Source organism: Agrobacterium tumefaciens str. B6 (assembly GCF_001541315.1).
GTDB lineage: Bacteria > Pseudomonadota > Alphaproteobacteria > Rhizobiales > Rhizobiaceae > Agrobacterium > Agrobacterium radiobacter.
Genome location: NZ_LMVK01000017.1, coordinates 17347 through 37401, shown reverse-complemented (window position 1 = coordinate 37401; position 20055 = coordinate 17347). Strand labels below are relative to the sequence as shown.

Annotated in this window: 20 protein-coding genes; 3 read left to right on the top strand and 17 right to left on the bottom strand. The window is 60.7% G+C overall.

The window, feature by feature from the left end:
• Positions 1 to 123: 123 nt before the first annotated feature.
• The 6 genes from ASB65_RS15045 to ASB65_RS15020 form a co-directional block, all read right to left on the bottom strand.
• Positions 124 to 939: a MurR/RpiR family transcriptional regulator gene (locus ASB65_RS15045; protein WP_060724471.1), complete on the bottom strand. Its 816-nt coding sequence runs from the start codon at positions 937 to 939 to the stop codon at positions 124 to 126.
• Positions 940 to 1107: 168 nt separating this feature from the next.
• The gene (locus tag ASB65_RS15040; protein WP_060724470.1) at positions 1108 to 1824 is read right to left on the bottom strand and encodes an ABC transporter ATP-binding protein; all 717 of its coding nucleotides are present in this window, start codon (positions 1822 to 1824) and stop codon (positions 1108 to 1110) included.
• Positions 1805 to 2569 carry an ABC transporter ATP-binding protein gene (locus ASB65_RS15035; protein ID WP_060724469.1) on the bottom strand — a complete coding sequence of 255 codons (765 nt, stop codon included), beginning with the start codon at positions 2567 to 2569 and terminating at the stop codon, positions 1805 to 1807. Before ASB65_RS15035 ends, ASB65_RS15040 begins: the two co-directional genes overlap by 20 nt.
• Positions 2566 to 3573, bottom strand: a complete 1008-nt coding sequence (locus ASB65_RS15030; protein WP_060724468.1) for a branched-chain amino acid ABC transporter permease — start codon at positions 3571 to 3573, stop codon at positions 2566 to 2568. The genes ASB65_RS15035 and ASB65_RS15030 overlap by 4 nt, the downstream gene beginning before the upstream one ends.
• Before the next feature lies 1 nt (position 3574).
• Positions 3575 to 4438 (bottom strand): branched-chain amino acid ABC transporter permease, encoded by an 864-nt coding sequence (locus ASB65_RS15025; protein WP_003505482.1) that lies wholly within the window; start codon positions 4436 to 4438, stop codon positions 3575 to 3577.
• 88 nt (positions 4439 to 4526) lie between these two features.
• On the bottom strand, positions 4527 to 5699 hold the full coding sequence (locus ASB65_RS15020) for an ABC transporter substrate-binding protein (RefSeq protein WP_060724467.1): 1173 nt from the start codon (positions 5697 to 5699) through the stop codon (positions 4527 to 4529).
• Between the two features lie 377 nt (positions 5700 to 6076).
• On the opposite strand from ASB65_RS15020, the gene ASB65_RS15015 reads away from it, so the two are divergent.
• Positions 6077 to 6448, top strand: coding sequence for a hypothetical protein (locus ASB65_RS15015; protein WP_060724466.1), 372 nt, complete (start codon positions 6077 to 6079; stop codon positions 6446 to 6448).
• Between the two features lie 27 nt (positions 6449 to 6475).
• Here the strand turns inward: ASB65_RS15015 and ASB65_RS15010 are convergent, their stop codons facing one another.
• The 6 genes from ASB65_RS15010 to ASB65_RS28730 all read right to left on the bottom strand — a co-directional run bounded on the left by ASB65_RS15010 (position 6476) and on the right by ASB65_RS28730 (position 13755).
• Complete coding sequence (locus ASB65_RS15010) at positions 6476 to 8209, bottom strand: M14 family metallopeptidase (protein ID WP_060724465.1); 1734 nt, start codon at positions 8207 to 8209, stop codon at positions 6476 to 6478.
• 5 nt (positions 8210 to 8214) lie between these two features.
• The gene (locus ASB65_RS15005) at positions 8215 to 9063 is read right to left on the bottom strand and encodes an ABC transporter permease (RefSeq protein ID WP_003505486.1); all 849 of its coding nucleotides are present in this window, start codon (positions 9061 to 9063) and stop codon (positions 8215 to 8217) included.
• A gap of 6 nt (positions 9064 to 9069) precedes the next feature.
• Positions 9070 to 9993, bottom strand: coding sequence for an ABC transporter permease (locus ASB65_RS15000; RefSeq protein ID WP_003505487.1), 924 nt, complete (start codon positions 9991 to 9993; stop codon positions 9070 to 9072).
• Positions 9994 to 10081: 88 nt separating this feature from the next.
• Positions 10082 to 11617 carry an ABC transporter substrate-binding protein gene (locus ASB65_RS14995; protein WP_060724464.1) on the bottom strand — a complete coding sequence of 512 codons (1536 nt, stop codon included), beginning with the start codon at positions 11615 to 11617 and terminating at the stop codon, positions 10082 to 10084.
• 41 nt (positions 11618 to 11658) lie between these two features.
• Positions 11659 to 13479 carry an ABC transporter ATP-binding protein gene (locus ASB65_RS14990; RefSeq protein WP_060724463.1) on the bottom strand — a complete coding sequence of 607 codons (1821 nt, stop codon included), beginning with the start codon at positions 13477 to 13479 and terminating at the stop codon, positions 11659 to 11661.
• Between the two features lie 138 nt (positions 13480 to 13617).
• Positions 13618 to 13755: a hypothetical protein gene (locus tag ASB65_RS28730; RefSeq protein WP_174014793.1), complete on the bottom strand. Its 138-nt coding sequence runs from the start codon at positions 13753 to 13755 to the stop codon at positions 13618 to 13620.
• A gap of 228 nt (positions 13756 to 13983) precedes the next feature.
• Between ASB65_RS28730 and ASB65_RS14985 the strand changes: the two genes are divergently transcribed.
• Positions 13984 to 14286, top strand: coding sequence for a putative quinol monooxygenase (locus ASB65_RS14985; protein WP_060724462.1), 303 nt, complete (start codon positions 13984 to 13986; stop codon positions 14284 to 14286).
• 63 nt (positions 14287 to 14349) lie between these two features.
• On the opposite strand, the gene ASB65_RS14980 is transcribed toward ASB65_RS14985, so the two are convergent.
• Entirely contained in the window at positions 14350 to 16251 is a 1902-nt protein-coding gene (locus ASB65_RS14980) for a bifunctional sugar phosphate isomerase/epimerase/4-hydroxyphenylpyruvate dioxygenase family protein (protein ID WP_060724488.1), read from the bottom strand.
• Between the two features lie 119 nt (positions 16252 to 16370).
• On the opposite strand from ASB65_RS14980, the gene ASB65_RS14975 reads away from it, so the two are divergent.
• Positions 16371 to 17066, top strand: coding sequence for a TetR/AcrR family transcriptional regulator (locus ASB65_RS14975; protein ID WP_060724461.1), 696 nt, complete (start codon positions 16371 to 16373; stop codon positions 17064 to 17066).
• Here ASB65_RS14975 and aroQ read toward each other — a convergent pair.
• From aroQ to ASB65_RS14955, 4 genes are all read right to left on the bottom strand, one after another.
• Positions 17038 to 17481: a type II 3-dehydroquinate dehydratase gene (gene aroQ, locus ASB65_RS14970; protein ID WP_060724460.1), complete on the bottom strand. Its 444-nt coding sequence runs from the start codon at positions 17479 to 17481 to the stop codon at positions 17038 to 17040. The genes ASB65_RS14975 and aroQ overlap by 29 nt on opposite strands.
• The gene (locus ASB65_RS14965) at positions 17478 to 18347 is read right to left on the bottom strand and encodes a shikimate dehydrogenase (RefSeq protein ID WP_060724487.1); all 870 of its coding nucleotides are present in this window, start codon (positions 18345 to 18347) and stop codon (positions 17478 to 17480) included. Before ASB65_RS14965 ends, aroQ begins: the two co-directional genes overlap by 4 nt.
• 72 nt (positions 18348 to 18419) lie before the next feature.
• Positions 18420 to 19178, bottom strand: coding sequence for an amino acid ABC transporter ATP-binding protein (locus ASB65_RS14960; protein ID WP_003505500.1), 759 nt, complete (start codon positions 19176 to 19178; stop codon positions 18420 to 18422).
• Positions 19179 to 19207: 29 nt separating this feature from the next.
• Complete coding sequence (locus ASB65_RS14955) at positions 19208 to 20047, bottom strand: transporter substrate-binding domain-containing protein (protein ID WP_060724459.1); 840 nt, start codon at positions 20045 to 20047, stop codon at positions 19208 to 19210.
• Positions 20048 to 20055: the final 8 nt, after the last annotated feature.

Here is a 20055-nt window from a genome sequence, read left to right as displayed (position 1 = left end):
CGCCATCCCGTTTCGGTGAGCCTCCTCCGCTCACATATCCCGTCACGAGACGGACGATTATGGAACGCCCGTTTCATGGATTTGGATCATAAATTCTATTTTTCCCGTTTTCAATAAAAATATTCAGGCCGTCTGGCGTGTTCCCACAGCAACCGCCAGCGTGATGGCGAGACAGAGCGTGGCGGAAAGCGAGCGGAACGCGCCGAAATCGATCTCCGTCACGGTCAGCAGCGTCGCGCCTGACTTTCGGAGCGGATTGACGGCGGAATCGGAAAGCGCCACGACCGGAATGCCGTTGGCGCGGACATTTTCCGCAAGTTCCAGCGTTTCCGCGGAGTAGGGGGAAAAGGTGATCGCGATCAGGGCGTCGTCGCGGGAAATGGCGCTGATATTGCCGAGCCCGCCGACGGCGCTGTGCAGAACCGCCGGCACCTTCATCTTCTCGAAGGCATAGGCCAGATAGCTGGCAATGGGAAAAGAGCGCCGCAAACCGATGATATGCACGGTGCGCGCTTTTGCCAGTGCAGAAACCGCCTCGTCAAGCTGCCGCGTATCGACCGATTTGAGCAGCATTTCCAGCGAGGAACGGCCGGCCTCCACGAATTCCGCAAGCAGGCCGGAGGCGCTTTCATCGCCCTTTTCGCGCAGATGGTCGAGCCGCGTGGCATAATCCGGCCAGCCGCCGACATAGGAATCACGGAACAGGCGTTGCATTTCCGAAAAGCCGGAAAAACCCATGATCTGGCAGAAGCGCATGAAGGCCGAAGGCTGCACGCCGGCGCCTTCGGCCATTTCGGCGACGGTGGAAACGGCGATGCGATCCTGATTGGAAGCGACATAATCGGCGCATTGCCGCAATCGTTTCGGCAAACCCTCCGCGACCTGGAGCAGCCGCTCCTCAAAAGCCTTTACGGAGTCTGGCGCCTCGATTGCCGTCATTGTCATTCCCTCATGCAGACTGAAATCGTGTGCACTTTAACTGCAATGGAATTTTTATTCCATTGGGTTTTTTGAGGTATGAGTGATGGACGGGATTTGGGGCAGGAATGGCCAGCATACTCCCCTCATTCCTGTGACAAGCAAAGGAATGAGGGTGGTGAGGGGGACTCAGTGCAGCCCGCCAACCCCAAGGTGCGTATCGATAATACCAGGGTTCTCCGCAAGATCGCTCGACGGCCCTTCCCAGACGATGCGGCCGCGTTCCATGATGATGGCGTGGTCGGCGAAGTCGATGGCCATCTGGATGCGCTGTTCGACAAGAAGAATGGTCATTTCGCCGGATTGGGCGAGCTTGGAGAAGGCCGCCATCAGTTCTTCGCAGATGACGGGGGCGAGGCCTTCGAGCGGTTCGTCGAGCAGCAGCACGCGCGGCTGGCCGAGAATGGTGCGGGCGGTGGAGAGCATCTGCTGTTCGCCGCCGGAAAGTTGCGAGCCGAGATTGCGGCGGCGCTCCTTCAGGCGTGGAAACAGCGTGTAGGCTTCCTCGATGGCTGATTTCGGCCTGCCTTTGAGGCCGACGAAGAGGTTTTCCTCAACGGTCAGTGTGGGGAAGACATCGCGGGTCTGCGGCACGTAACCGAGACCGGCTTTGGCGCGGGCGGCACTCGGCAGGGCGGCGATATCCTGTCCGCCGAGGCGGATATCGCCGGCGAAGCGTTTCGTCTGGCCGGCCAGTGTGGCGAAGAGGCTGGTCTTGCCGACGCCGGTGCGGCCCAGTACGGCAAAACGCGAGCCCGATGGCACGGAAAGCGACAGGCCCTCGATGACCCTTGTCGGGCCGTAACCGGCGGTGAGGTTGGTGATTTCAAGCGGCGCTGCGGGCATCGGCGTAACTTCCCAGATAGGCTTGGCGGACTTGCGCATTGCTGGTCACTTCATCCGGCGAACCGTCGAAGATGACCGCGCCTGCGGCGAGCACCACCACACGTTTGGCAAAACGGAAGACCAGATCCATGTCGTGTTCGATCATCAATATGGCGAGATCGGCCGGCAGCCGGTCGAGCGCCTGTTCGATCCGCGCCGTCTCCGTGGAAGGCACACCGGCGGCCGGTTCGTCCAGCAGCAGGATTTTCGGGCGGAGCGCCATGGCGAGCGCGATCTCGATCAGACGCTGCTGGCCATAGGCGATTTCGCGCACCCGGGTTTCGGCAAGACCAAGCAGACCCAGCGTGCCGAGAATGTCGCGTGCTTCGCTCATCACCGAGGGCATGGCGCGGTATCGGCCGAAAACCCGGCCCGTCTTGCCTTCACGCTGGAGAATAGCGAGCGCCACATGTTCCTCCGGCGTCATGTCCTGAAACAGCCGGGTGACCTGGAACGACCGGACGAGGCCGCGCTTTACCCGCTGGCTGGACCTGAGGCCTGTCACGCCCTCACCGGCGATGCGTACTGTGCCCGCCGAGGGCTTGATATTTCCGGTGACGAGATTGACGAAGGTGGTCTTGCCGGCGCCATTGGGGCCGATCAGCACCGTGCGGTCTCCCGGCGAAAGCGACAGCGACACATTATTGGTAACGACGAGGCCGCCGAAATTTTTCTGCAGGCCGGAGACTTCGAAAATGGCGCTCATTTGCGGCCTCCGCGGATGCGCGTGATGATCTGCTCACCCGCGCCATAAAGCCCGCGCGGCGCAAAAAGCACGACGGCAATCAGCAGCAGGCCGACAATGGTGAGCCAGTGGAACGGATTGGCGGCGGAAACCACGTCCTCGAACCACATGAAGGTGACGGTGCCGATCAGCGCGCCGTAGAGCGAGCCCGCGCCGCCGAGCACCAGCATGACCAGCCCTTCGGCAGAGAGCGTAAAGCTGAGGCTGTCGAGACCGACGACCTGGGTGGAGATGGCGTTCAGCGCGCCGCCGATACCGGCCACGATGCCTGATATGACGAACATCTTCAAAATAGTGCCGTTGACCGAACCGCCCATGGCCTGAATTCGGATGCTGTCCTGCTTGACGCCGCGGCACAACATGCCGAAGGGCGAATTGACCACCACCTTGAGGGCGAGGAAGACGAGAAGCAGCAGACAGACGCCATAGATATAGGCGGTGCGGCCGAAAAGATCGAATTCGAAAGTGCCGAACAGGGCGTCGGGGGAGACGCCCGATAGCCCGTCGCTGCCGCCGGTCCAGCCGGAGGCCTTGTTGGCGGCCTCGTGGAACAGGTGGATGACGGCGATGGAGAGAACGAGCTGCGGCAGGCCGTGGGCGCGCAGCAGAACGGTGCCGGAGACCAGCCCGGCCACACCGCCCGCCGCCGCGCCGATGGCGGTCATCAGCAGCGGATCGGTGATCTCGAAATGGGCCGCGGCAATGCCGGCGGCATAGGCGCCCGCGCCGAAGAGCGCGGCATGGCCAAGTGTCGCGACGCCGCAATAACCGGTGACGAGATCGATCGACAGCACCAGCAGCGCGATGGCGATGATGCGGGTGAGCAGCGCCAGATTATCCGGAAACAGGTAATAACCGGCGACAGCGGCGGCGATGATGAGGAGCGGCCCTGCGAGCGCGCGCAGCGGCGAGCGCGTCTTCGGGATTTCTGCCGTTTCAGTCACGTCGTTCATGAGCACCGCCATCTCATTTCGCCCTTCCGAGAAGGCCGCGCGGGAACAGCGTGATGATCACGATGACCGCCAGATAAAAGAAGAATTCGCCATATTCGGGGGCAAGATACCGCCCGGTCGTGTCGATCGCGCCGAGCAGCAGACAGGCGATCAGCGCGCCGGGAATGGAGCCTGCGCCGCCAACAGAAACCACCACCAGGAAGGTGACCATGTAGCGCAGCGCATAATAGGGTTCGACCGGCAAAAGTTCCGCTCCGATGACGCCGCCCATGGCGGCAAGGCCGACGGCGATGGCGAAGCTGACGGCATAGATGATTTCGGTGCGCACGCCGAGTGCGGCCGCCATGGCGGCATTGTCGACGGCCGCGCGCAGCTTGATGCCGAAGGCCGTTTTTTCGAAGGTGAACCACAATGCGCCGGCCACGGCCAGCCCACAGGCAATGGCGAAGATGCGATGCGTGGCGATGGTGCGGAAGCCGAGATCGGTGGGGCCAGCCAGCTGCTGCGGCAGCGGAATGGTCTTCAGCGTTGGGCCGAAGACGAAATTGGCGATGCCGATGATGCAGAAGGTGATGCCGATGGTCATCAGCACCTGTGTCAGCTCCGGTGCGCCATAGATGCGGCGATAGAGGAAACGTTCGAGCGGAATGGCGATGACGATGGTGCCGACAATGGCGACGATGATCGCCAGGGCGTAACCGAGGCCGAGGCCGTGGGCGGCATAGGAGGCGAGATAACCGCCGATCATGGCGAAGGCGCCATGCGCCAGATTGACGACTCGCATCAACCCCATCGTGACCGAAAGGCCGATGGAGATGATGAACAGGACCATGCCATAGGCAAGCGCATCGATGAGGATGCTGAAGACCGTCTGCATGCTGAAAAACCCTCCCGGTGCTGCAATGCCCATCCGGGCCGGAGACGGGCCGCTACTGGCGGCCCGACAACGTTGTCAAAGCTGTCCTTTACTTCGCGGCGGCGAGGCCCGGATCGCCCTGCTTTTCGAAGGTCTGGACTTCATTGTTGTAATAGGCGCCGTCATCGGCCTTGGCCACTTCGCGCAGATAGATGTTCTGCGTGATGTGGCGGCTTTCCGGATCGATGCTGACAGGGCCGCGCGGGCTTGTCCAGGAAAGACCCTTCACCGCGTCCACTGCCTTTTCAGCATCCTGCTTGCCGCCGGTGGCCTCGATCATCTTGCTGATGACATACATGCCGTCAAAGGCGCCAACGGAAGGGAAGGACAGTTCCTTCGGATTGCCGATCGCCTTGGTGGCGGCTTCCACGAAGGTCTTGTTTTCAGGCGAATCATGCGAGACGGCGTAATGGAAGGTCGTCTGCATGCCGAGTGCGGCTTCGCCAAGCGCCGGCAGGTCGGATTCCTGCGTCAGATCACCCGGTGCGAAGAGCTTGACGCCTGAAGATTTCAGGCCGTTATCGTTGAAGGCCTTGACGAAACCGAGTGTCGTCGGGCCCGACGGCAGGAAGGCGAAGACGCCTTGCGCGCCGGAATCCTTCACGCGCTGCATGATCGGGCTGAAATCATTGGTGGAAAGCGGCATGCGGATGCTTTCGACAACCTCGCCGCCAGCGGCGGTGAAGGCCGCCTTGAAGGCGTTCTCGGCATCGACGCCCGGGCCATAATCGCTGACCAGCGAAATGACCTTCTTCACGCCGCCATCAAACGCCACCTTGGCGATGGGGGTGGAGGTCTGCCAGGTGGTGAACGAGGTGCGCACCACATAGGGGCTCTTGGTCACGATGGCCGAAGTGGCGGCATTCATGATGACCATCGGTACATTGCCCTGCTTCAGAAGCGGCGTAACCGCCATGGCGTCGGGGGTGAAATAGAAGCCGGCGAGATATTGCACGCCTTCCTTGACCACCAGTTCCTGCGCCAGCGCCTTGGACTGCGCCGGATCGGCCTGCGGCACATCGCGATAGACGACCTCGACCGTGTCGTCGCCGACCTTGTTGCCGTGCAGGGCGAACCAGGCATCGATGCCGGCCTTGAAGTTCTTGCCCTGCAGCGCGAAGGGGCCGGAGAACGGACCGACCACGCCGACCTTGATGGTCTCGGCATAAGCGGCAGTACTGAAGCAGATGGCCGCGATGGCGGCGGTGATCCGTAATTTCATGAATTCCTCCCAATTGATCCGTGGCTCCCATCCACCGATCCAGGCTGCCAGATTGATGAGTGCGGTGGCCAAAGTAAAATGAAATAAGGGGGGTGATAAATAACCTGACGGTTATCAATACCCGTCCCGCAGGGTTTGTCTCATGCGAGATCGCACAATAGTGATCATCCCGTGATTCTCAATGTATAGCGCCGCCGCAGCCATCACGACCGGTGTTTTCGCGGCACGTGGTATCGAAATGCTTCCTCATGAAAACCAGCTTTTGTAACATGTTTCGAAAATGACGGTCATACCCGCGCAAGCCTCGTGCCTTAACCAGTTCTAAGGGGATTGTTTGTAGCCTCGCGAAGCATATTGTGAACTTTATTTGGTGTCTGATGGGCGAATATCAAAATAGAGTTGTTGAGTTGATGCGGGATCGCGTTGGCGAAAGTATACTCAACAATAAAATCGAGCGCCGCGAAGCATTTCTTCGCAAGGCGCTGGTGCTGTATCACGTCATGGGCGGAGACGCGCAAGGCATGCACGCTGCGGTGGAGGATGTGGTCAACCTGCAAAAGCCGAGTGTCGATGTCGCTATTGGCGACGTGATGCATGAACTGGCAGCAATCGGTCACGTCGCCGATCTTGATATTATTCAGGCCGGGTACAACAAGCTTGACGCCGCTAACTTGCATATTCTGAGCAAGGGCAAGAGGCTTTTGCAGAAGCAGCGGGACCAAAAACTCGCCAGCACGGCGGGAAAATAGGCCGCCCATCGAGGGCGGCCTGCAATATCAGGCCACTTCCCCGACGAGAATCTCCTGCCATGCCTCATAGGCGGAAAGAACCGTTTCCATCTGCGCCGTGTGGCCGGTGATGAAATCGTCGCCATAGATCGTTTCATCGGGATATTCGGTGATCAGCGTCATCGGCACGGTGTGGCGGTCGTCGATGGAGGACAGGCACGGAAAGCCGTTGATGATGCGGAAACCGGTTTCGCCGGCATGGGTCTCGTAAAGTGCGATCTGGCGGTTGTTGTAATCGAGCAGGCCGGGAATGGCGCCAAGATGGCGGGTCACCCGGTCGAGCAGGGCTTCGGCCTGGCTTTCCCAGTCCGCATGGTGGCGGATGATGAGGAAGAAGCCCTTCGGCAGCGTCCACATGGCGAAATTGCGCGGCACATAACCTGATAGTGGCCGGGTCCATTCATGCGAGGGATAACCGTGCAGGTTCACATGCAGGCTGGCGCCGCTCATCTCCTGCGCCTTGAAGCGGATTTCCTTCTCGTTGATATGCCTGCCGGAATTTTCCGGCGTGCGATATTCGAGATCATCGCCAAGCGCCGTGTAGCGTGCGGCGTGGTGCATGTGGCGGGGATTATCGACGCGCAGGCGCTGGTGCAGGGCGTAACCGTCGGGGTTTTCCAGCGGCGAGATGGTGAAATGCGCGCCCTTGCGCTCTGCGAGCCTGCGGGCAGCGCGGATGGCGCCAACGATGCCTGTCGTCTCGTTGGGGTGCTGACCGCCGCTGATCATGACGGCGGCATCGTTGCCGGCGAGATAACGGGCGGCAAGAGTGCGACCGGAGCGGGAGCGGGCCTCGAAGGCCTCGCCGCCGATCTCTGTCAGTAGCGTCGCGAGCTGGCCTGCGGCGACCGGTTCGCGGGCCGTATCGATCTGCTGCTCGCCGCCATCGAGGAAGGCGGTGGTGAGCGCGCGGGTCTCGATACGGAGGGAGATTTCACCCTGGCTTTTCACGATTTCCGGTACGATCTGGCCGGGCTTCAGGTCCCGGTCACCCAGCGGCCGGCCGGACTTCTTCTGGAAGAACTCCAGGAGCGAGAAATAGAAATCCTCATGCAGCGCTTCACGCAGGCTGATGACCTCATCGCCGACGGAGAGGGGCAGATCTTCGGCCGGGTGTGCGACGCGGATGTTCAGTTCCTCGAAATAGGGCTCTTCATCGCCCCAGCCATGGTTGGCTACGGCATGGATCGCCGCTTCGAAAAGCCGTTCGTAATCCGTCTCCAGCCGTTCGCCTAAAGCGTCGCCGGCAAGCCGGAACCAGCCCGTGGGTGAAACATTGGTTTCGCCGACGATATCGGTGTGCACCCGGTTTGGTGCCAGAATCTTCAGGGTTTCCTTCTTGCCGTTGCGGCTGAGGGTAACATCATAATGGAAGGCGTCGTCTTTCCGGGCGATGAAGTCGATCTTCGCATCGCCCACCAGCGCGGCCAGCGGATAGGCCTCCAGCCGGAAACGGTTGGCGGGTGCATTTGCGTGCACCGGGTAACGCACCTCGATGGTGTCGACGCCGTCCAGATTGATCTCTTCCAGAAAGGTGAAGAGAAGCGGCTTGTAGGCGCTGCGGATGCGGGCGCTGACGCCTTTTTTCTTCAGTCGGTTTTCGGCTTCGCGGCGGCTTTTGGCGTCATCAAAGCTCCATGCCTCGAAGGACTGGCCGGGCTCGGCATTGGCGAGAAGCGCATCCAGCGTGCGTTCGAAAGTCTGGTCGAAAATCTGGCTCATCGCTGTTACCTCGAGGTTCTGCCGGTGGGGTCGAGGCTGTCGCGCAGCCAGTCGCCGAGAAGGTTGAGGCCAAGCACGGTGAGCAGAATGGCAAGGCCGGGGAAAACGCTGACCCACCATGCCGTCTGCAGATAGGTGCGGCCATCCGCCAGCATGCCGCCCCAGCTCGGAATGGTCGGATCAACGCCGAGGCCGAGGAAGGTGAGGCTGCTTTCCAGCAGGATGTTGTTTGCGACATTCAGCGTCATCAGCACGATGACAGGGCCGATCAGGTTCGGCAGCAGGTGCTGGAGGATGATGCGCCAGTCCTTCACGCCGATGGCGCGGGCGGAAAGGATGAATTCCCGTTCCCGCAGCGTCAGCACCGAGCCGCGCACGAGGCGGGCATATTGCACCCATTGAGACACGATCAGCAGGATGATGGTGTTGGTGAGGCTGCCGCCGACAATGGCGATGAAGGTGATGGCGAGCAGAATGAATGGCATGGCGAGCTGGATATCGGCAAAGCGCATGACCAGCATGTCCCAGAAGCCGCGATAATAACCGGCCACCAGGCCGACCGCGACGCCGAAGATGACCGCGCCGATGACCGAGGTGAAACCGACCAGCAGCGAGATCTTGCCGCCGGCGACGACACGGGCGAGCACGTCACGCCCGAGCGGATCGGTGCCGAGCGGATGGGCGGCATTGGCGAAGGGCTTGGCAAGACGCGCCATCAGGTCGATCTTGTCCGCGCCGCCGGGAAACAGCACGTCTGAAAACACGACCGCAAGGCAGATGACTGCCGTGAGTGACGCGCCGAGGATGAATTCGAGATTGGTGAAGCGCGACAGGCGCGAGGTTTTGGCAGCCATCGTCAATTACTCCGTGCGGATGCGCGGATCGACCAGCCCGTAGGCGATATCGACCAGAAGGTTGATGCCGACGATCATCAGCGACAGCACGGTGATGACGGCCTGAAGCACGGGATAATCGCGCGCGCCCACCGCATCGAAAGCCAGCGTGCCGAGGCCCGGCCAGTTGAAGACACGCTCAATGACGACGATACCGCCGAGAAGCCCGCCGAATTGCAGGCCGAAATAGGTGATGAGCGGAATGGCGCAGTTGCGCAGCGCGTGTTTGTAGAGAACCTTGCTTTCGCTCAGGCCCTTGGCGCGCGCCACCATGACATATTGCGAGCGCAGCGTATCGAGCATGGCCGTGCGCACCAGACGGACATTGGTGGCTGTCAGGATCACGCCCATGGTGACTGACGGCATGATGTAGCTTGCAAAACCGCCCATGCCGCTGGGCGGCAGCCAGCCGAGCGTGATGGAGAACAAGAGCACCAGCATGGTGGCGAGCCAGAAATTCGGGAAGGACAGGCCGACGAGCGAGAAGATGCGGATCACCTGATCGGCCGTCTTGCCGCGCGAGGTCGCGGCCTTGATGCCGAGCGGGATCGAAAGCGCGATCGACACCGCCATGGAGATGAAGGCGAGCAGCAGCGTCGCGGGCAGGGCATCTGCGATGAGGCGTGAGACCGGTGTGCTGCCAGTGAAGCTGCGGCCGAAATCCAGCGTCACAAGGCCCTTCAGGAAGCTGAAATATTGCACGAAGAACGGCCGGTCGGTGCCCAGCGCCGCGCGGATGCGCGCCAGATCGTCTTCCGTCATGCTACCGCCGCCCTGGAACATGGTGACAGCCGGATCGCCCGTCAGGCGGATGGCGAAAGAAACGAGAAGGGTGATGGCTATGACGACAAAAATCGCCTGCAGCAATCGCTTGATGAGGAAACCGGCCACGTTTTTTACCTTGCGAGGAAACGGGGAAGAGAAATCCCGCCTTGCCCGCGAGAGGCGGACAAGGCGGCGTGTCAAAGGATCAACCCGCTTATTCGACGGTCACGTCGGTAAGCTTCAGGCGGTTATCCGGCGGCGCGACGAAACCCTTGACCCGCTTGTTGATGCCGTAAATGGCATTGGTGTTGTAAAGCGGGATTTCCAGCGCGCGTTCGGCGGTATAGCTGCCGATTTCCTTGAGGATTTTTTCGCGCTCGGCACGGTTGGTCAGCGGACGCTGGGATTCCAGCAGCTTGTCCAGCTTCTCGTCCTTGTCATAGGGGTTCCACTTTTCACCCGAGTGATACATGGAATAGGCCGTGTTGTCGTAATCGAAGGTCCAGCCGCCCCATTTCTGCTGGAACATCGCGCCGGTCTTGCCCTGCGGGATGATGTCGTTCAGGAGAACGTTGGTTTCATAGGGCTTGATGGTGGCGGTGATGCCGACCATGGAGAGATAGCTGGAAATGACCTGCGCCACCTCGTTCATCGTCGCGTCATTGCCGCGGATATCGATCTGCAGCGCCGCTCCGGGCTTGACGCCGGCTTCCGCGAGCAGCTTTTTCGCGCCTTCCGGATCGTAAGGCAGCGGCTTCAGATCGGCGTCGTAACCGAAGGACAGCGCGCTCTGGAAGCTTGCGATCTCCGATGCCTGACCGGCAAGGATCGACTTGACGATGGTGCCGCGGTCAACGGCCATGATGATGGCCTTGCGCACCTTCGGATCGGCGGTGATGCCGTCACGGGTGTTGAAGCGCAGCGCATCGACCGTCGGGCCGGGCACGCTGACGATCTCAAGCTTGGAATCGCCCTCGATAACCGGGATCATGCCGATCGGGATGGTGGGCGGAATGACGAGATCGACGCGGCCGGCCTGCAACTCGGCAACGGCGGTCGCCGGCTCGGCGATGAAGCGGTATTCCAGTTCGGAAAGCTTTGGCGCGCCGCCCCAGTAATCCGGGTTGGCTTCCAGCTTGATATTGGTCTTCGGTGCGTAGGAAACGAATTTGAACGCACCGGTGCCGACTGGGTTGAGGTTGAAATTATCCTCGCCCTTTTCCTTGATGTATTCAGGCGGAACGATCATGCCGCCATAACCGGCAAGCTTGGTCAGCAGCACCGGATCGGGCGCCTTCAGCTTCATGTCGACGGTGTAGTCGTCGATGACATCGACGCTTTCGATGGCGACATAGTTGGAGCGCTGTGGGCCCTTGGCGCCCTGTTCGCCGAGAAGGCGCTCGAAGGTGAACTTGACGGCGGCGGCGTTGAAGGGCTCGCCATTGTGGAACTTGACGTTCTGGCGCAGCTTGAAGCGGATGCGCTTGCCCTCATCCAGCTCTTCCCAGGATTCGGCAAGGCCGGGCACAACCTTCAGGTCCGGGCCGCGATAGGTCAGGCCGTCGAAGATGTTGGTGGCGACAGCCGCCCATTGCACAAGGAAGGTATCGATCGGATCCCAGCTGCCGGGGTCCTGCGGGCTGGATATGGTCATCTTGCCGGCGGCAAGAGCCGGTGCGGCGGTGAAGGCCGTGGCGGCCATGGCAAGTGCGACGAACGTTGTCGTCATCCCCTTCTTGATTATTGTCATCTACCTGTTCCTCTTCAGATGGTTGCGGTTCTGGTTGTTATTCAGGCGCTCTTCGCGATGAAGTGGCCCGGATTGATTTCCTCATGGGCGAGAATGGCCGGCTCGTCGCCGACACGGCGCACGGGATTGGGTATTTCGCCCTCGATCATGGCGATGCGGCGCTCGATGGTCGGATCGGCGACCGGCACGGCCGAAAGCAGGCGGCGGGTATAATCATGCGTCGGCGTTTCGAACACCTGCCGGCGGCTGCCCATTTCCATGATCTGGCCGAGATAGAGCACGGCGACGCGATGGCTCATCTTTTCCACGACAGCCATGTCGTGGCTGATGAAGAGATAGGCGAGCCCGCGTTCGGCCTGCAGGTCCATGAACAGATTGATGATCTGCGCCTGAATGGAGACGTCGAGCGCCGACAGCGCCTCGTCGGCGATGATGAGCTTCGGATCGGAAGCCAGCGCACGGGCAATACAGACACGCTGGCGCTGGCCGCCGGAAAACTCGTGCGGATACCGCGATGCGTGCTCGGAGGAGAGGCCCACACGCTCCAGCAATTCATCCACACGCCGCCTTACGGCCTTCTGATCATTGATCAAACCATGCGTGTTGATCGGCTCGGCAATCGAAAAACCGACCGTCTTGCGCGGATCGAGCGAGGCGAAGGGGTCCTGGAAGATATATTGCACTTCCTGCCGCATGCGGAAGCGCTCCGCCGCCGACATCTGCGAATAGCTGCGGCCGTTGAAGGATATTTCGCCTGACACCGCCAATTGCAGCTGCTGGATGGTGCGGCCGATGGTGGATTTGCCCGACCCGGATTCGCCGACCAGCGCCAGCGTTTCGCCGGCATGAATATCAAAGCTCACCTTCTGCACGGCGCTGCAACGGTGGGTCGCCTTGCCGAACAGGTTCTTGCGGATATCGAAACGGACAAACAGGTCCTTTACCGACAGCAGCGGCTTGGCGTCATATTTCGCGGTGTTTTGCACACGCTCCTCACCAACCACGACCGGCTGGCCGTCCTGCAGCACCGTGAGGGGCAGGCGCTTTGGAAACTCCTCGCCTTCCATGCTGCCGAGGCGCGGAACGGCGGAAAGCAGGGCGCGTGTGTAAGGATGCTGCGGATTGGCGAAGATATCTTTTACAGGACCTTCCTCGACCTTTTTGCCCTTCCACATGACGACGACGTCGTCGGCCATTTCCGCCACCACACCCATGTCGTGGGTGATGAAGACCATGCCCATGCCGAGCTTTTTCTGCAGGTCGCGCATGATGTTGAGAATCTGCGCCTGAATGGTGACGTCAAGCGCGGTGGTCGGCTCGTCGGCGATCAGAAGCTTCGGCCGGCAGGCGAGCGCCATGGCAATCATTACGCGCTGGCGCATGCCGCCGGAAAGCTGGTGCGGATAACGTTTCAGAAGTTCGGCCGCGTCGGGCAGGCGCACCATTTCGAGGAGTTCCTGCGCCTGCGCCATCGCCGCCTGCTTGCCCATCTTCTCATGCAGGACAAGCACTTCGCAGATCTGGTCGCCGATGGTGAAGACGGGGTTGAGCGAGGTCATCGGCTCCTGGAAGATCATGGCGATCTCCTTGCCGCGGATCGAGCGCATCTCTTTCTGCGAAGCCTTCAGCAAGTCCTTGCCTTCAAACAGGATTTTGCCGGTGGGGTAGGTCGCGCCCATCATGTCCGCAAGGCGCATGGTGGAAAGCGAAGTGACCGATTTTCCCGATCCGGATTCGCCGACGACCGCGACCGTCCGGCCGGCCTCGACGCTGAAGGAGATATCGTCCACGACGCAGCTATTGCCGAACTCGACGCTCAGGCCTTCGACCGAGAGGAGGGCGTTTGCGTGTGCGGCAGTCATGTCAGCGTCTCCGGCGTGGCGCACGCGGCAAAGCTGGCGCGGCCATCTGAAAATGGGGAAGGGGAAAATGTCTCGGGCAGGCGCGTGCTGGGCGACGCCATGGGCAAGGACGGGGATGTCGCGAAGAACTGCATGTCTTCAGGCCGTTTTGTCGGCGGAATGCACATAGGTCGTCGCCCGCAGACGCGGCACATTCGATGTCACCGAAGCGCCGACGGCAACCTCATCGGTACCGGCCGGATGATTGGCGTCGGCCGCAGATTCAACGATGCGCATGTAACTTAAATTCCCCACCCTTGTTTTGTCGAAAAAGCTAACAAAACCGAACAATCATGTCCAGAGTGTTGAACAATTTTTGTGTACTGCTCTACAAATACGCAGCTGCATCGATTTTGAGCGCGGTCTGGCCAGGCGCAGAGTGTGGCGGCATTCGCGCGCCGTCCCGGCCGATCGTGACGAGCCGGCCGCCGCTGACAAAATGGATGAAGAGCAACGGAGAATGAAATGCCGGGCATGAAGAATAAGGCAGGCGCAGTCAGGCTGAGGGGCTTTCTACGGTGCTTGTCCACGGATGATGTCGAACTGGTCCGGCGTCATCTTCCCGAACATCTTCGCCTCACCAGAGCGGAACCCGGCTGTATTTCCTTCGAGGTGTTCGAGACAGACGATCTCCTGATCTGGCAGGTGGAGGAGCTTTTTGCCGATCGTGCCGCATTTGATTTTCATCAGCAGCGGACGCGAGCGTCGGAGTGGTTCACAGTGACTTCCGCCATTCCACGCGACTACGAGATAACGACACTGGCGTGAATGAGATCAGGCCGCAGCGGCGTTCCTGCCGGCTGCAGCCTGTTCGGATTTCGGTGCCGAGATTTATTCCTTCGGCATGCCGACCGGAGGCGCAAGCCGCCGTTGTGCGGCAATACGGAAAGGCGCGTTCATCGCGCCATAACCGCCATAGGCCCCACGTCTTTCGATGATTTCGAAGAAGAAACCCTCGCCGAAGGTGCGGCTGTAGATCTGGAAATATTCTCCATTGTCGTCGCGGTCATAAAGAATGCTCGCGGCCCGCAGCGCATCGGAAAACTCCGGCTCCAGCCCGAAACGGGCTTCCAGATCGTCGTAATAATTGCGTGAGATCGGCAGGGCGTGGAAACCACGCGCCTGCATCGCCTTGGCCGTCGCGAAAATATCGTCGGTGGCGAAGGCGATGTGCTGGATACTGGTACCGAAACCTTCGGCCAGAAATTTGCCGGCGAAGGTCTTGCGATTATCCGCACCGTTCATGGTCAGGCGGAAATGCGGCGAGGGAACGCTTTCGATGGCCTGGCTGCGTACCAGCCCGCCCGGATCGACCACATCGACCATCGGCGTGCGGCGGGTGGAAAACAGCGAGGTGTAAAACAGAAGCCAGGTCAGCATCTCATCATAATGCGTTGTTTGCGCGAGATGATCGATGCGCGTTAATCCGGCATCGCTTTCCCCTGCCGGGATGCCCGTGGAGACGAATTCCTTGCCCCAGATGGAGGCGAGCGCCGGCGAAGCATCAAGGAAATAGATGACGCCGTTGCCCACACCCTGAATGGCGGGAACGGCGACTTCGCCTGATTTGCGCGGCTCGGCGAAGGTGGGGGCGCCGAGCGCTTCGGCCCGGGCAAGCGCTGCCCCGGCATCATCCACCTTCAGTCCGAAGGCATATGCATTGGTGCCGTGGATGGAATAGGACGCCCCGGCGAAACTGTCGCCGTCATCGCTGGTATTGATGACGATGCGGATGTCACCCTGCGTATAAAGATCGACATTGCGATTGCGATGCCTTGCGGTTTTCTCAAAACCAAGCGTGGCAAGCAGGGCCTCCAGATTGGCCTTTTCTTCCGGCGCGGTGGTGAATTCCACGAACTCCACGCCTTGCGTCTCAACCCGTTCCGGCATGGCGGGCACATCGATGCGGATATCGGGTTCGAGACGCCGCACCTGATCCATGAGGTTGATGAGCGAGCGGTGACCGTCTTCGGCAAGCAGGCGGGCCGAGCCGCCGCGGAACTGGTCGTTGAAGATTTCGAGCGACAACGGGCCGCTATAGCCGGTGGCGGCGACGGCGCGCATGAAGTCCACGACCGGCAGATCGCCTTCGCCCGGCATGTTGCGGAAATGGCGGCTCCAATAGAGCAGGTCCATGTCGATCAGCGGCGCATCGGCCAGTTGCACGATGAAGATCTTGTCGCCGGGAATGGAGCGGATCGAATTGGGGTCGATCTTGCGCGACAGCGTGTGGAAACTGTCGAGGATAATGCCGACATTGGCGTGGTCGGCGCGGCGCACCACCTCCCAGGCATCACGGTGATCGCTGATATGACGGCCCCAGGCTAGTGCCTCGTAACCGACGCGCACGCCATGTTTTGCCGCAAGCTCCCCCAGTTGATGGAAATCGGCGGCGGCGCGGTCGATGCCGCCGAGCGAGACCGGCGAGACATTCGAGCAGATCAGCATCAGATCGGTGCCGAGTTCGCCCATGATATCGAACTTGCGCTGTGCTCTCTCGAAGGCGCGGGCGCGGTGTGGTTCCGGCATGCCCTCGAAATCGCGGAATGGCTGGAAGAGCGTGATATCCAGCCCGTGATCGGCGGCCAGCGCCTTCACCTCGCGCGGCGAGGCGTCATAGGCCAGGAAATCATTTTCGAAAATCTCCACGCCGGAAAAGCCGGCCTTGGCGATGGCCGCCAGTTTTTCCGGGAACTCGCCGCTGATCGACACGGTTGCGATGGATGTGCGCATTGGCATGCCGTGTCTTGTTGTGTCATAGCTCGCCATATTGCCTTCCTTTTCAGCCTTATGTACTAATTGGTTAATAAAGGGGACGCCGCCGGATGGCAGCCCCGTCCAGGGAATGAAGCATGAGCAAAAGCACGACCTTGAGCGGCGCCCGCGATACGCGGCAGGCGAAACGCGACCCGGAAGGGGTGCGCCGGGACATTCTTTCGGTCGCGATGGAAGAGTTTTCGCAAAACGGCCTGTCGGGCGCGCGCATAGACGAGATCGCGGCCCGCACGCGAACCTCCAAGCGCATGATCTATTATTATTTCAGCGACAAGGAGAGCCTTTACCAGCGCGTGCTGGAGGAGGCTTATGCCAAGGTGCGCGGCGGCGAAAGCGATCTGGAGCTGGATGATCTGGAGCCGGCGGCGGCGCTCGACAAGCTCTGTCGGTTCACCTTCGATCACCACAGGCGTAATCCGGCCTTCATCCGCATGGTGATGATCGAGAACATCCATCACGGCCGGCATATGCAGTCTTCTGAAACGATCCGCCAGTTGAACCGCCCGGCCATCGTTGCGCTGGAAGGCGTGCTGCTGCGCGGCCAGAAGCGCGGCATCTTTCGTGAGGGAATCGATGCGCTGGAACTGCACTGGCAGATCAGCGCGCTGTCCTTTTTCAACGTCTCGAACGTCGCGACCTTCTCGTTCATCTTCGGCGACAGCCTTTATACTGACAAGGGTCAGGAGACATTGTCGCGGCATGTCAGCGACATGGTGCTGCGTTATGTTCTGACGCCCGGCCATATCACGACGGACGCGAAAGACGGCCGATGAGGTGGCGCAGCGCCACGTCATAACCTTCGACGCCGAGGCCGGCGATCACGCCTTCGGCGCGGGTCGAGACATAGGAATGGTGCCGGAAGACCTCGCGTTTGTGGATATTGGAAATGTGAACCTCGATGACAGGCCCCTCAAAGGCATTGAGCGCATCGAGGATGGCCACCGAAGTGTGGGTGAAGGCCCCGGGATTGATGACAATGCCCGCGGACTTGCCGCGGGCTTCATGAATCCAGTCGATCAGCTCATATTCCCGATTGCTCTGGGCAAAAAACAGCGTGTGACCGGCGGCTTCGGCGATACTGCGGCAGTTGGCCTCGATATCCGCGAGCGTCTCGTAGCCGTAGATTTCCGGCTGGCGCTGGCCGAGCAGATTGAGGTTTGGGCCGTTGAGGATAGTGAAAAGGCTCACGCAACCCCCTCCGCCATGCAAAGCTCGGTGAAATGCGCGGTCATGCGCCCGGCATCCGGTTCGCGGCCGCATAAGAGGCGGAACGCACCGACGGCCTGAAACACCGTCATGCCGCCGCCGGGCAGGGTGCGACAGCCCTTTTTCGCCGCCGTCTCCAGCAGTTCGGTGACGAGCGGCATATAGACGATATCGGCCACCCAGTGCCGCTGTTCGATGAGATCGGCCGCAACCGGCATGCCGGGATGGGCGGGCATGCCCATCGGCGTGGCATGGATCAGGCCATCGGCAAAGGGCAGCGAGGCGGCGGGATCGTTCACGGCATGCGCGCGGCCCTCGCCGAAGCGGGCGTTGAGTTCCCGGGCCAGTTGTTGCGCCCGCGGGAAATCCCGGTCGAAAATGTCGAGACTGATAATATCGAGCTTCAATGCGGCATGGGCGACGGCTACGCCCGCGCCACCGGCGCCTACCAGAAGCGCCCGGTCGCGCTTCGCATCCGGCAGTCCGCGAACGAAGCTTTCATAAAAGCCGTACCAGTCGGTATTGTGGCCGATGCGGCGTCCGTCCTTAAAAACGACGGTGTTGACCGCGCCCAGCATACGGGCATCGTCCGACAGTTCGTGCAGATGCGGAATGACGGCCTGCTTGAAGGGATGGGTAATGTTGGTGCCGGCAAAACCGCACGCCTCCAGCTCGTCCAGCAGGTCGGGAAGCGCGCTGGTCGGCAGCTTGCGGGCGGTGACATCGACAAGCTCGTAGGAATAGTCGAGACCATGGGCCGCCCCTTCGCGCATGTGCAGCGCGGGCGATTTGGAAAGCTGTATATCGGCGCCTATCAGGCCGACCTTGAAGGATTTTTTCTCTGTCATGATCACGTGTCGCTCATCGGACGGTGTGGGAGAGGCGGGGTTATTCCCGCCCGCCTTAAGAGCGCGCGAACCTCAGTGGTGGGCGAGAATTTCGCCGAGGAACGTGCGCGTGCGCTGGTGCTTGGGATCGCGGAAGAATTCCTCCGGCGGGCCTTCTTCGATGATCTCGCCTTCCGACATGAAGATCACGCGGTCGGCCACCTGCCGTGCGAAGCCCATTTCATGGGTCACGCAGATCATCGTCATGCCGTCGCGGGCAAGGCCGATCATGGTGTCGAGCACTTCTTTCACCATTTCCGGGTCGAGCGCCGAGGTCGGCTCATCGAACAGCATCGCCTTCGGTTCCATGCACAGCGCCCGGGCGATTGCCGCACGCTGCTGCTGGCCGCCGGAAAGCTGAGCCGGGTACTTGTCGGCCTGGTTGAGAATGCGCACGCGCTCCAGATATTTGCGCGCCGTCGCCTCCGCATCGGCTTTCGACAGGCCCTTCACCCGCATGGGGGCGAGCGTGCAGTTTTCCATGATGGTCTTGTGCGGGAAGAGATTGAAGCTCTGGAACACCATACCCACTTCGCGGCGAACCGCATCGATGGCGCGGCTGGAATCCGACAGTGTGGTGCCCTCGACCGTGATCTTGCCCTCCTGGATCTCCTCCAGATGGTTGATACAGCGGATGAGCGTGGATTTACCCGAACCGGACGGGCCGCAAAGAACGATTTTTTCGCCCTTGCGAACCGTCATATTGACGTTTTTAAGCGCGTGGAAGGCTCCATACCACTTTCCTACCCCTTCAAGGGCGATCAGCGGAGCCTGAGCGGCGGATTGCGGCATGGAACTTTCCTTCATGCTTGGCAGCAGTTTTAGTTGACGGTGTAGGGAATGTCGGGAAGCGAGGCCGGAAACTGCGGCACTGGGCGCTTCATCCATTTGGCGTAGACTTTAGCGAGGTCGCCATTGGTCTTGATCTTGTCCAGATAGGCGTTCAGCGCTTCGTTCCAGTCTTTTTCGCCGGGGCGCGTGGCGGCGCTGTTATAGAGGGTCACGAGGTCGAACTTCACCTCGTAATCCTTGCCGCCGGCGGCCGAAAGCCGGTCGCCATAGAACTGGTTGCCGCCGATCGCCTCGATCTGGCCCGACAGGATCGCCTGAATGGTGGCGGCGTCGTCATCGAAACGAAGGATATTCGCTTTCGAACCCGCGCCGGCGGTCAAGGCCGTGTCGATCGGGCTGGATTTCGGCGCACCGACGGTCATTCCCGTCAGGTCGTCGAAACCGGCGATCTTCTTGTCCTTGGTGGCATAGACCGACATGACATTATGCGCGTAAGGCTGCGCATATTGCACGTTCTTCGCGCGCTCCGGCGTCATCCCCATCGATGCGAACAGGGCGTCGACCTTGCCGGTGCGAAGCGAAGGAATACGGTTGGCAACCGCAAGCGGCACGAATTCCACCTTCAGCCCCAGATAATCCGCAAACCCCCTCGCCAGATCGGCATCATAGCCTTCCTGAACGCCGGTGGAATTGATGAAACCCCAGGGCGCATTATCGCCTTGGATGCCGATCACGACCTTGCCGCTGGCTTTTGCCTCGTCAAGGGTTCTGGCATCTGCCGCTACGGGCGTCAGAACCGGCAGCAAAGCTGCCGCCAGTCCCGCCGCAACGGTTGCTCGCCAACCCGTGAGGGTTTTCAAGATCCTCATTGCTTTTC